Source organism: Microbacterium invictum, assembly GCF_014197265.1.
Taxonomy (GTDB): domain Bacteria; phylum Actinomycetota; class Actinomycetes; order Actinomycetales; family Microbacteriaceae; genus Microbacterium; species Microbacterium invictum.
Genome location: NZ_JACIFH010000001.1, coordinates 1,469,887 through 1,481,843 on the forward strand (window position 1 = coordinate 1,469,887; position 11,957 = coordinate 1,481,843).

Sequence of the window (11,957 nt, forward strand, 5' to 3'; positions counted from 1 at the left end):
TAGTGGCGGCGGCTTTGAGTTTGCCGTGCCGCTCGCGGGCTCTGGCGCGGATAGGCTCGAGGCGTGGAATCGGTGGACAGATCGCAGCGGCGTGGCCGCGCAGTGCGCGGTGCCGCCGCCGCAGCCGTGGCGACCACCGTCGCGGCCACCGCCCACACCCTGTCTGGCGGAGATGCGCCGCCGGTGTGGCTGCTGGTCGCGGTCACCCTGCTGGCCACGCCGATCGCCGTCCTGCTCACCGGGCGGCGGCCGTCGCTATGGCGCACGACGTCGGTCGTCGCGGTGAGCCAGCTGCTGCTGCACCTCGCCTTCGCCACCGTCGGCACCGCCGGTCCTGCCGGAGGACGCCACGTGCACGGCGCGGCCGTCAGCCTCGCAGGCTCCGGAGGCGATGGGGCCGGCGCCGTCGGCGCGCTCGCGAGCGACCCGCTCATGCTGGCCGGGCACGTCGCGGCGGCGGCCGTCACGGTGCTGCTCGTCAGCCACGGCGAGCGCGCGCTCCGCGCGATTGCGGCCGGCCTGCGCCACGTCGTGGAACGCACGGTGATCGCGTGGCACCGGCCCGCTCCTCTGCTTCGCGTCATCGCTCTCCCGCTGGGCACCGCACGCGGCGCCGTCGCGCTGACCTCGGTGTCACGCCGGGGCCCACCCGTTCTCTCGCTCTGACCCACGCCGCAGCAGCGGCATCCCCTGGCGCACCACTGCGGCATCCCGAGACACGACTGGTCCGGCGAGCGCCGCCGGTGCCGCGCCGACCTGCGACATCGTCGCGCCACCCACAGAGAGACCATCCATGACTTCTTCCCGCATGTCCTCCCCCGCCCGCCGCCGCACACGTCTGGCTGCCGGCCTCGCCGCCGGTGCGATGCTGGCCGTGGCCGTTCCGCTGGCGGCATCCGCCCACGTCCACGTCTCACCCACCGACAGCGCCGCCGGCATCAGCACCCGCCTCGAATTCGACTTCAGCCACGGGTGCGACGGCTCCCCCACCACCGGCCTCGTCTTGGACATTCCCGAGGGCATCGACGCGGTCACACCCGTGCTCGACGGCGCCTGGTCGATCTCACGCGAGCTCGGCACCGACGGCATCGCCACTCAGGTGGTCTACACCGCGGTGGTTCCGGTCGAGGACGGCGTGAGCGCGACCGTCGCGCTCGACGTCGTCTTCGCCTCGTCGGTCGCCGGCACCGACGTCGCCTTCCCTGTCACCCAGCAGTGCGCCGACGGCGAGACCGGGTGGACCGAGATCGCCGACGAGGGCCAGGATCCGCACGAGCTCGACTCCCCGGCCCCCGTGGTCGCCGTCGGCGACGTGGCGGCCGCGGACGATGGCCACGGTGACTCCCACGCCGACGCAGACGCGAGTGCGGACGGCGACACCGACACGACGGCCGCCGGCGACCCGGTCGCACGGTGGCTGAGCGTCGGCGCACTCGTGGCCGCGCTGGCCGCCCTGGGCGTCGCGATCTTCGGGCGCCGACGCCGCGGCTGACACATCCCGCACGGGCGCGGGTGAGAAGATGGACGGGCTATGCCGACTCCGCCTCCCGCCACCCCGCCCGTGCTCCGCCCGGAGCATCCTCCCGTCCGGCCGCTCGATGAGATCGCGGCCCGCTTCTCGTACGAGGTGCGCGGCGATCTGACCGGCCGCAGTGCCACCGGCGTCACCCTCGCGACCAGCGATCTGCGAGCGGGCGACATCTTCGTCGGCATCCACGGCGTCCGCCGTCACGGCGCCGAGTTCGCAGCCGAAGCGGCCGAGAAGGGCGCTGTGGCGATCCTCACCGACGCCGGCGGCGCGGAGATCGCGCGGGATGCCGGACTGCCGATCCTCGTGACCGACGACCCCCGAGGACGCATGGCCGATCTCGCGGCATGGGTCTACGGCAACGTCGGTGCGATGCCCGTCATGCTCGGCGTGACCGGCACCAACGGCAAGACTTCGACGGTGCACCTGCAGGATGCGCTGCTGCGTCAGCTGGGTCTGACGTCGGGCATGTCGTCGTCCGCACGCCGCCATATCGACGGCGATGTCGTGATGGCCCGGCTGACCACCCCGGAGTCGAGCGAACTGCATGCGCTCATCGCGTACATGAAGGAGCGCGGCGTCACCGTCATGGCTTTCGAGGTCAGCGTGCAGGCGATCGTCCGGCACCGCGTCGACGGCGTCTTCTACGACGTCGCAGGGTTCACGAACCTGCAGAACGACCACATGGACGACTTCGCCGATATGGAGGAGTACCTCGCGGGCAAGCTGCGCATGTTCCGCTCCGACCGCGCGGGCCGCGCCGTCGTCTCCCTCGACACTCCCGCCGGGCGCCGCGTCGTCGAACACGCCGACATCCCGGTCACGACCATCGCGACCGCCGAGATCGCCGAAGACGCCGAGCTGGCAGCCACCGCCCAGTGGCAGGTGCGTATGCTCGACGAGGCCATCAACGCGACCGTCATGGAGCTGACCGGCCCCGACGGGCAGCGGCTCGTCACGACCGTTCCGGTCACGGGCCCGCACATGGCGGCCAACGCGGGGCTCGCGATCGTGATGATCCTGGAGTCCGGTGTTGCCACATGGGAGCAGATCGTCGACACGCTCGCCCGGGACGGCGGCATCCGCGCCGAACTCCCGGGCCGCACGGAGGTGGTCACCACCGGCCGCGGACCCACGGTCTACCTGGACTTCGCCCACACCCCCGACGGCTTCGAGATGACCGCCCGGGCGGTGCGCCGCCAGACCAAGGGCACGCTGCTGATCATGTTCGGCGCGGACGGCTCACGCGACACGACCAAGCGTCCCGCGATGGGGCTGGCTGCGGCGCACAACAGTGACATCGCGATCGTCACCGACCACCACCCGCGCTGGGAGGACCCGCAGGAGATCCGCGACGGCCTGTACTCCGGCGCGGCACAGGCGCCGCCCGCCGGCGGCCTGTTCAACATCACGCCGCCCGAAGACGCGATCGTGAAGGCCGTCTCGATGGTCGGCGAGGGCGACGCGATCCTGTGGTTCGGCCCCGGGCACCAGGACCACCGCGAGATCCAGGGCGTGCGCCACCCCTACAACCCGCGCGCCATGGCCCTGAAAGCCCTCGCCGACGCCGGCTGGTGACGTCCGGCGAGACCGAGTGACCGCTGTGCAGCCGCACGGGTGACCATCGTCGACGGCAGATGGTCAGAACGGGTCGGAGGCGAACCAGCCGAAGCTCGCGGGCCCGACGTCGTCCGGTTCGGCAGGGGCCCCATCGGGCTCGGTCCCGAGCATGCGCCGGGTGAGGTGGCGTCGCGCGCTCATCAGCTCGTCGAGCGCCGCCCGCAGGTGGGCGTCGGCCATGTCTTCGCCCTGTGCTGCGGCCAGCAGCACACTCCGGCGGATCAGCTCCTTGGCGAACGAACCTGTGACGCCGTCCGTGCGTGCGGCGGCAGCGGTCAAGGTCTCGTCGGTGAGATCCAGCCCGTGCGCGTAGTGGCGGAACAGGCGCTCGCGCTCTCCGAGTGCGGGCAGCGGGACCTCGACGGCGAGGTCCACTCGACCCGGGCGCTCTGCGAGTGCCCGTTCGAGCACCTCGACGCGGTTCGTGGTCATCACGAAGGCGACGTCGGCGTCGCCGTCCAGTCCGTCCAGCGCCTCCAGCACCTCGAACAGCAGCGGCTGCGGTGAGGTGTGTCGCTCCATCGCGACCAGGTCGATGTCCTCGAGGACGACGATCGAGGGCTGGAAGGTGCGTGCGATCTCTGCGGCGGCGCTGATGAACCGGATGCTGGTGCCGGTGAGCAGGATGACCGTCGTGCCGACCGATCGGGTCAGCAGATGCCGGATGGTGAGCGTCTTGCCCGTTCCCGGCGGCCCGTACAGGAGCACTCCGCGTTTGAGGTGCTGACCCGCAGCGCGCAGGAGTTCGCGGTGCTCGCCGATGCCGATGACGTGCTGCACGATCTCATCGAGCACTCCCTCGGGGAGGATGACGTCGTCGACCGTGACGATCGGCCGGTTCAGGAACGTCGCCCCCGCATCGCTGCGCCCGAACTCGGTCGGCGTGAACGAGAGGACCTGGCCGCGCAGCACGCTGTGCTCCACCATCAGCGCGCGCACGCGCGCCAGGAAGGAGGACACGACGTCCGGGTCGGCGCCCATCACCTCGAGCACGGCGGACGGCCGCCCCATCTGCTCTGATGCGGCACGCTGGGTCAGCGCGATCGGCGCGCCCTCGTGCATGAGCAGCCGCACCCCCATCGCCACCACGCGACGGCTCGTGGCCGGCCCCGTCGCCCGCTCGGCGAAGTCGACCGGGCCGGGCGCGAAACGCAGGTACGCGTTGCTCACCAGTTCGGCCATGCTGTTGTGCAGTCGCTGCTCGCCGCCGCTGACCCCCACCAGCCGGCCGCCCGCCTCTGCGGCGATCAGTTCCAGCGCGATGTCCGCATCGACGAGTCGATGGTCGGCGATCACCTCCTGCACCACCGCGATCTGAGCCGCGTCGACGTTCAGGTGCTCACTGATCAGATCGCCCAGCGGGGTGCGCGTGGGCCGGAGCTCCTGTTGCTGCAGGGCGTTCACATGCTCGAGGTACCGCGCGACTTCGCGCATCAGATCCCGGTCTTGATCGCCCACTGTCCATCCTCCACGTGTCGGAGTTCGTACCGTAGCAGGGGCAGGAGTCGCCGAACCGGCATCCATCGCCTTTTGTGGTCCTACCACAACGGCGGAGCCATCGATCTCGTTCCCCGCTTAGCGGTATCGTGCACGATCGGAGAGTGGTCTGACCACGAGTTCTAGCCTGGAGCAACGGACCCGCCGACACACCGCTCGGCATGCCGGCAGGCCCGACTCCCACAAGGACGAAGGAAGCACCATGACCACCGTCACCCCCGACAACGTCGACACGATCCCCGCCGCCTGGAGCGGCTTCACCCCGGGCGAATGGCAGGACGGCATCGACGTCCGCGACTTCATCCAGCGCAACTACACGCCCTACTCCGGCGACAGGGCCTTCCTCGCCGGGCCGACCGCCCGCACCACCCGCATCTGGGACGCCCTGTCGGGCATGTTCCCGGCCGAGCGCGAAAAGGGCGTGTACGACATCGACGTCCACACGCCGGCCGGCATCACCGCGCACGCCCCCGGATACATCGGCACGGACGAAGAGGTCATCGTCGGCCTGCAGACCGATGCTCCCCTCAAGCGCGCGATCATGCCCAACGGCGGGTGGCGCATGGTCGAGGGCGCCCTCGACACCTACGGCTACGAGATCGACGAGACACTCAAGACCGTCTTCACCCGATATCGCAAGACCCACAACCAGGGCGTCTTCGACGTCTATCCCCCGAGCGTGCGGGCCGCACGCAACTCGCACATCATCACCGGCCTGCCCGACGCGTACGGCCGCGGCCGGATCATCGGCGACTACCGCCGCGTCGCCCTCTACGGCGTCGACGCCCTGATCGCGGCGAAGAATGTCGACAAGCTCACCCTCGACACGACCCCGTTCAGCGAAGAGATCCTACGGCGCCGCGAAGAGCACGCCGAGCAGATCCGCGCCCTCGGCGAGCTGAAGCAGCTGGCCGCCTCGTACGGGTTCGACATCTCCGGCCCCGCCACCAGCGCCCGCGAGGCCGTGCAGTGGCTGTACTTCGCCTACCTCGGCGCGGTCAAGGAGCAGAACGGCGCCGCGATGTCGCTCGGCCGCACCTCGACGTTCCTCGACATCTTCATCGAGCGTGACCTGCAGGCCGGCGCCGTCACCGAGTCCGAGGCGCAGGAGATCATCGACGACTTCGTGATCAAGCTGCGCATCGTCCGGTTCCTCCGCACCCCCGAGTACGACGCCCTGTTCTCGGGCGACCCCACCTGGGTCACCGAGACGATCGGCGGCATGGGCGAAGACGGACGCCCCCTCGTGACGAAGAACTCGTTCCGCTACCTGCAGACCCTGTACAACCTGGGCCCCGCCCCCGAGCCGAACATGACCGTCTTCTGGAGCCCCGAGCTTCCGCAGGGCTTCAAGGACTACTGCGCGCAGGTGTCGATCGACACGTCGGCTGTGCAGTACGAGTCCGATGAGCTCATCCGCGCCGCGTGGGGCGACGACGCCGCGATCGCGTGCTGCGTCTCGCCGATGCGCATCGGCAAGCAGATGCAGTTCTTCGGGGCACGGGTGAACCTCGCCAAGACCCTCCTGTACGCCATCAACGGCGGCCGAGACGAGGTCACCGGAAAGCAGGTCTCCCCCCTGGCCGCCCCGGTCGGCGACGGGCCGCTGGAGTTCGACGACGTCATGGCGAAGTTCGACCTGACGATGGACTGGCTCGCCGAGACGTACGTGGAAGCACTCAACTGCATCCACTGGTCGCACGACAAGTACGCCTATGAGCGGCTCGAGATGGCACTGCACGACAAGGACGTGCTGCGCACCATGGCCTGCGGCATCGCCGGCCTGTCTGTGGCCGCCGACTCGCTGTCGGCCATCAAGTACGCCACCGTCACCCCGGTGCGCGACGAGCGCGGCGTCGTCGTCGACTACGTCACCGAGGGCGACTTCCCGACGTACGGCAACGACGATGATCGAGTGGATGCCATCGCCGTCGACCTCGTCGAACGCTTCATGGCCAAGATCCGGCGTCACCCCATGTACCGCGACGCGCTGCCCACCCAGTCGGTGCTGACGATCACCTCGAACGTCGTCTACGGCAAGGCGACCGGAAACACCCCCGACGGCCGCCGCGCGGGCGAGCCGTTCGCACCCGGCGCCAACCCGATGAACGGCCGCGACACCCACGGCATGCTCGCCTCCGCCCTGTCGGTCGCGAAGCTCCCCTACGCCCAGGCGCAGGACGGCATCTCGCTCACCAACACGGTGGTCCCCACGGGCCTGGGCCGTACGAAGGGCGAGCAGGTGCAGAACCTCGCCGGTCTGCTCGACGCCTACATCGGCTCGAACGGCTATCACATGAACGTCAACGTGCTCAACCGCGAGACGCTCGTGGATGCCATGGAGCACCCCGAGCAGTACCCGCAACTCACGATCCGCGTGTCCGGCTACGCCGTGAACTTCGTGCGGCTGACCCGCGAGCAGCAGCTCGACGTGCTGTCGCGCACGTTCCACGGCTCGGTCTGAGCGGGAGCAAGGACGTGACCTGACATGCCTGCGACCCTGATCCGCGTCCCCACCGAGGCCGACGCGTCGACCGGCACGGCGCTGCCCGGCGGTGCAGCACCGCTGCCCGACGACGCGACGCGTCTGGACCTGCCCGTCCAGGCGCGCCGCGTCGGCGCCGGCGTCGACGGACTGACGGTCGAAGACCTCGACCGTCATGAGCGACTCGCGGCCATGCGCGACGGCCGTCTCGGCTCGGTGCACTCCTGGGAACTGGTGACCGCGGTCGACGGCCCCGGCACGCGGCTCACGACGTTCGTGAACGGCTGCCCGCTGCGCTGCCTGTACTGCCACAACCCCGACACCTTCGCGATGAAGGACGGGCAGCTGGTCATGGCCGATGAGATCCTGTCGCGGGTCCGGAGGTATCTGGGAGTTTTCCGGGCCACCGGCGGGGGCATCACCCTGTCGGGCGGCGAGGTGCTCATGCAGCCCGCCTTCGCCGCTCGCATCCTCCGCGGGGCGAAGGAACTCGGCGTCCACACGGCACTCGACACGTCCGGGTACCTCGGCGCGCACGCAACCGATGCGATGCTCGACGACACCGACCTCGTGCTCCTCGACGTCAAGAGTGGCGACCCCGACACCTACCAGCGTGTCACCGGCCGTGAGCTCGCCCCCACCCTCGCGTTCGGCCGCCGCCTGGCCACCATGTCCCACGGACCCGAGGTGTGGATCCGGTTCGTCCTGGTTCCGGGTCTCACCGACGACGTCGACGACGTCGAGCGGGTCGCCGCGTACGCCGCATCGCTGAACGAGATCCGCACCGGCACGGTCACCCGCGTCGAGGTGCTGCCCTTCCACCAGATGGGCCGAGACAAGTGGGACGCACTCGGCCTGCGGTACGAACTGGCCGGCACGCCGGCACCACCGGCAGCGCTGGTGGACCGCGTGCGCGACCAGTTCCGCGTGCACGGTCTCATGACGTATTGACGCGGCATCCGGCACAGATCCTCTTCGCTATGCTCTTCGCGGAGGACACCCGCATGGCGCAACCCCACACCCCCTGGGTGTCCATCGTTGTTCCTGTCTTCGATCCCGGTCCGTGGATCCGGCCGCTGCTGGATTCGTTCGACGCGCAGACGCTGCCGCATGAGGACATGGAGGTGCTGCTCGTCGACGACGGCAGCACCGACGGCACCGAGCGCCTGCTCGACCGGTGGACGGCCGACCGTGCATGGGCCCGGGTGATCCACCAGCCGCCGTCGGGATGGCCGAGCCGCCCACGCAACACCGGGCTCTCGCAGGCGCGCGGCGAGTACGTGTACCTCGTCGACCACGACGACTGGCTCGCCCCCGACGCCCTCCAGCAGCTTCGCGACTTCGCCCGCGGGACCGGCCCCGACGTCGTCGTCGGCCGCATGGCCGGAATGGGTCGCAAGGTGCCCAAGGTGCTCTTCCGCAGCACCGTCACCGACGCCCACTCCCCCGCCCAGCCGCTGCAGGACAGCATGACCACCCATGCGCTGTTCCGCCGCGAGTTCCTCGACGAGATCGGTCTGCGCTTCGACGAGGAGCTCCGGCGTCTCGAGGACCACCTGTTCATGGCGCACGCCTACACCGAGGCGCGGCAGGTCGCCGTGTACGGTGACTCGACCGTATACATCCACGCCGAGCGCGACGACGGTGAAGGTGCCGGCTACCGGCGGTATCGGGCGAACGAGTACTACCCGGCGCTGCGCCGGTGCATCGACACGATGGTCGAGGCTCTGCCGGCGGGACCGGAGCGCGATGCCTACCTGACCCGATGGATCAGGATCGAGCTCGTCGGGCGTCTGCAGTCGGATGCCGTGCGCTGGCTGCCGCGCGATGAGCGCGACGCGTTCTTCGCCAACGTGCAGCAGGTGCTCGCCGAGCACGTTCCCGCCGATGCCGCCGCGTCGCTGTCGCCGGCGTGGCGCTGGCCGGGCGCACTGGCGCGCACCGTGAGCGCAGACGAGTTCTACCGCGCCGAAGACGCGATGACGACGGCGCTGCGAGCGCAGGTGGCCGATCGGCCGGGCAGCGCCGTGCTGAGGGACGTGCTGTCGCAGGCCGCACTGGAGCGGGCGATCACCGCGCTGGGCGAGGACGAACCCCTGCCGGCCGGCCGGGCCGCGTCCGATACGCGCCAGGCGTCACGGCGGCGACTGCGGCTGCGCGCGATGGGCCTGGTCAGCCGCTTTCCCGGGGGCGGGCTGCACCGGGTGATGGTCACCTGGGGCCGCACCCCACGACTGCTCGCCCGACGGGTCGCTGCCGTCGGCACCGTCATCGCGCCCGTGGTCGCAGCCGTGCTCGTGGGCCTGCCGGTCTGGTCGCTCATCGTCACGGCGGCGGGGCTGGCGCTGACCACCTGGCTCGCGCTGCGCTCACTGCGCGGGTGGCCCACCGCCGCGCGCCAGGCGCTCGCACTCCTGCCCGGTGTGGTCGCCGTCGTGGCGGCTCCCGCCGGCGGCACAGTGGCCGCCACCGTCGTGGCCGGAACCGCGATCGTCGCCGCACTGTTCATCGACGCCCGGTGGCGCCGTACCGACGTCCGCGCGCACGCGTCGCGGACGGGTGGGCCGTTCGCCCGGCTCGGCTGGATCGCCCTCACCGCCGCCGGCGTGAGCGCGCTGGTCCTGGCTGCCGACGCGTGGGCGCTGCTGGCCTGACGTAATCGGCTCAGCGTGAGGCGATCGTGCGGTCCGCGGCATCCCGGGCCCATCGCTCCGCCTCGGCGAGCGCGGCGCGATCCAGCGCCGACGGCGCATCGTGCCGGTCCACGACGCGCTGCACCGTATCGAGGATGCCGAGGAAGTCGAGACGCCCCTCGTGGAACGCGTCGACGGCCTGCTCGTTCGCGGCGTTGAACACGGCGGGATACGTGCCGCCCGCGCGACCGACCTGCTTCGCGAGGCCCACGGCGGGGAAGGCGGCGTCGTCGAGGGGCTCGAAGGTCCAGGACGACGCGGTGGTCCAGTCGAGCGGACGCCCGACGCCGGCGACGCGGTGCGGCCAGTCGAGACCGAGCGAGATCGGCAGCCGCATGTCGGGCGGCGACGCCTGGGCGATCGTCGACCCGTCGATGAACTCGACCATCGAGTGCACGATCGACTGCGGGTGCACCGCGACGTCGATCTGGTCATACGGGACGCCGAAGAGCAGGTGGGCCTCGATCACCTCGAGCCCCTTGTTGACCAGCGTCGCCGAGTTGGTCGTGACGACCCGGCCCATGTCCCAGGTCGGGTGAGCGAGCGCCTCGGCGGGGGTGACATCGGCGAGCGACTCGCGGGTGCGACCGCGGAACGGGCCTCCGGATGCCGTGAGCACCAGCCTGCGCACCTCTTCGGGCGTGCCCGAGCGCAGCGCCTGTGCAAGCGCGGAATGCTCCGAGTCGACGGGCACGATCTGGCCCGGGGCGGCGAGCGCGGTCACGAGGTCGCCGCCGACGATGAGCGACTCCTTGTTCGCCAGCGCCAGGGTGCTGCCGGTCTCGAGCGCCGCGAGCGTGGGACCGAGCCCGACCGAACCGGTGATGCCGTTGAGCACGACGTCGGCAGCCACATCGCGCACGAGCTGTTCGGCGTCATCGGCACCGAGCGCGGTGTGCGCGACCCCGAACTCGGCGGCCTGCGCGTCGAGCTGCGTGCGGTTGCTGCCTGCGGCGAGGCCCACGACCTCGAACCGGTCGCGGCGCTCGCGGATGACGTCCAGCGCCTGCGTTCCGATCGACCCGGTGGAGCCGAGGATCAGGACGCGACGCATGACGCCAGCCTACCGGCGCGCGCCGGCCCGGGTCACTCGGTCGCCGCGGCCTTCTGCGCGCCGAGGATGTCGACGACGAACACGAGCGTCTCACCGACGAGGTCGTCTTCGTTGATCTCACCCTCGCCGTAGCCTTCGGCGGGCGGGATCACCGCCACGACCTGCGAGCCGACGGTCTGGCCGACGAGCGCCTTCTGGAACCCCTCGACGAAGCGCGTCGTCTGCTCGGCGATCGGCACTCCGCCCCGATCCCATGTCGAGTCGAAGACCTCGCCGTTCGAGACGCGCACGCCGTGGTACTGGATCAGCACGTAGTCGCCCTCCTGCACGGTGTAGCCGTCGCCCTTCTTGGCCGTGGCGACCTCGGTCTCGTCGGGTGTGCCGGTGTCGCCGATCGTCACCGACGGCGCGCCGTCCTCGGCGACGGTGACCTCCGGCATCCCCTCGGAAAGCTCCTGCGGCTCGCCGGTTGCGACGGTGGGGACGGTGCTGAGGACGTCGAAGACGTAGATCTCGGCGTCGGCGGTCTCGGATGCCGGGAGGGCGGCGACCACGCGCTGCCCGGGCGCCGGGCAGCCGAGGATCTGGCCGAGCGGGCTTTCGGCGGACACCTGCGAGGGCATGACCTCGCCGGGCTCGTACCCGATCGTGATGATCTCGTCGCCGGTCTCGGCGCTGTAGGCGGTGAAGGCGTACGAGATGAAGTCGCCGGACTCGACCGGGTCACCCTCTCCCTCGGCGACGATCGTCACCTGCGGCTCGGTGAACTCGAGCGGTGCGGTGAAGGTCGCGGTGGACGGCGTGCCCGGGTCGCCCTCGACCGTGACCGAGTCCGATGCCTCGCCGGGATCGGGGAGCGCCGCGCACAGATCGTCCGAGGCCGACGGTGTCTCTGACGCGTCGGGTTCGGCCGTACTGCCGCACCCCGCGAGCAGGAGCATCGCGATGGCGACGGTGGACAGGGCGGCGATCGGACGCAGGCGCACGGAGAGACCTCACAGTGTGTGGAGCGGGGGAAGCTCTCATCCTGCCGCACTTTCTTCTGTCCCCGCTGTGAGAAGCGCCATGCCCGGATCGGCA

9 protein-coding genes are annotated in these 11,957 nt (G+C 70.7%); 6 read left to right on the forward strand and 3 right to left on the reverse strand.

What is annotated here, in order from left to right; genetic code table 11:
- Nucleotides 1-63: 63 nt before the first annotated feature.
- From BKA10_RS07150 to BKA10_RS07160, 3 genes are all read left to right on the forward strand, one after another.
- Nucleotides 64-666 carry a hypothetical protein gene (locus BKA10_RS07150; protein ID WP_183499258.1) on the forward strand — a complete coding sequence of 201 codons (603 nt, stop codon included), beginning with the start codon at nucleotides 64-66 and terminating at the stop codon, nucleotides 664-666.
- A gap of 127 nt (nucleotides 667-793) precedes the next feature.
- The gene (locus BKA10_RS07155; RefSeq protein ID WP_183499259.1) at nucleotides 794-1,492 is read left to right on the forward strand and encodes a DUF1775 domain-containing protein; all 699 of its coding nucleotides are present in this window, start codon (nucleotides 794-796) and stop codon (nucleotides 1,490-1,492) included.
- 39 nt (nucleotides 1,493-1,531) lie between these two features.
- Nucleotides 1,532-3,106: a Mur ligase family protein gene (locus tag BKA10_RS07160; RefSeq protein WP_183499260.1), complete on the forward strand. Its 1,575-nt coding sequence runs from the start codon at nucleotides 1,532-1,534 to the stop codon at nucleotides 3,104-3,106.
- 63 nt (nucleotides 3,107-3,169) lie between these two features.
- Here BKA10_RS07160 and BKA10_RS07165 read toward each other — a convergent pair whose 3' ends face one another.
- Nucleotides 3,170-4,606 carry an AAA family ATPase gene (locus BKA10_RS07165; RefSeq protein ID WP_248198892.1) on the reverse strand — a complete coding sequence of 479 codons (1,437 nt, stop codon included), beginning with the start codon at nucleotides 4,604-4,606 and terminating at the stop codon, nucleotides 3,170-3,172.
- A gap of 241 nt (nucleotides 4,607-4,847) precedes the next feature.
- On the opposite strand from BKA10_RS07165, the gene pflB reads away from it, so the two are divergent.
- From pflB to BKA10_RS07180, 3 genes are all read left to right on the forward strand, one after another.
- Nucleotides 4,848-7,109 (forward strand): formate C-acetyltransferase, encoded by a 2,262-nt coding sequence (pflB, locus tag BKA10_RS07170; protein WP_183499261.1) that lies wholly within the window; start codon nucleotides 4,848-4,850, stop codon nucleotides 7,107-7,109.
- Nucleotides 7,110-7,133: 24 nt separating this feature from the next.
- Nucleotides 7,134-8,081: a pyruvate formate-lyase-activating protein gene (gene pflA, locus BKA10_RS07175; protein ID WP_183499262.1), complete on the forward strand. Its 948-nt coding sequence runs from the start codon at nucleotides 7,134-7,136 to the stop codon at nucleotides 8,079-8,081.
- A 77-nt stretch (nucleotides 8,082-8,158) separates the two neighbouring features.
- Nucleotides 8,159-9,784, forward strand: a complete 1,626-nt coding sequence (locus tag BKA10_RS07180; RefSeq protein WP_183499263.1) for a glycosyltransferase family 2 protein — start codon at nucleotides 8,159-8,161, stop codon at nucleotides 9,782-9,784.
- 10 nt (nucleotides 9,785-9,794) lie between these two features.
- On the opposite strand, the gene dxr is transcribed toward BKA10_RS07180, so the two are convergent.
- Nucleotides 9,795-10,877 carry a 1-deoxy-D-xylulose-5-phosphate reductoisomerase gene (dxr, locus tag BKA10_RS07185; protein ID WP_183499264.1) on the reverse strand — a complete coding sequence of 361 codons (1,083 nt, stop codon included), beginning with the start codon at nucleotides 10,875-10,877 and terminating at the stop codon, nucleotides 9,795-9,797.
- A gap of 32 nt (nucleotides 10,878-10,909) precedes the next feature.
- A complete protein-coding gene (locus BKA10_RS07190) occupies nucleotides 10,910-11,863 on the reverse strand; it encodes an FKBP-type peptidyl-prolyl cis-trans isomerase (protein ID WP_183499265.1) in 954 nt (317 codons plus the stop codon).
- Nucleotides 11,864-11,957: the final 94 nt, after the last annotated feature.

What these genes read in the sequence shown, in the direction of transcription:
- pflB (WP_183499261.1), top strand. Translation starts at nt 4,848, where the DNA reads ATGACCACCGTCACCCCCGACAACGTCGACACGATCCCCGCCGCCTGG.
- BKA10_RS07155 (WP_183499259.1), top strand. Translation starts at nt 794, where the DNA reads ATGACTTCTTCCCGCATGTCCTCCCCCGCCCGCCGCCGCACACGTCTG.
- BKA10_RS07160 (WP_183499260.1), top strand. Translation starts at nt 1,532, where the DNA reads ATGCCGACTCCGCCTCCCGCCACCCCGCCCGTGCTCCGCCCGGAGCAT.
- dxr (WP_183499264.1), bottom strand. Translation starts at nt 10,877, where the DNA reads ATGCGTCGCGTCCTGATCCTCGGCTCCACCGGGTCGATCGGAACGCAG.
- pflA (WP_183499262.1), top strand. Translation starts at nt 7,134, where the DNA reads ATGCCTGCGACCCTGATCCGCGTCCCCACCGAGGCCGACGCGTCGACC.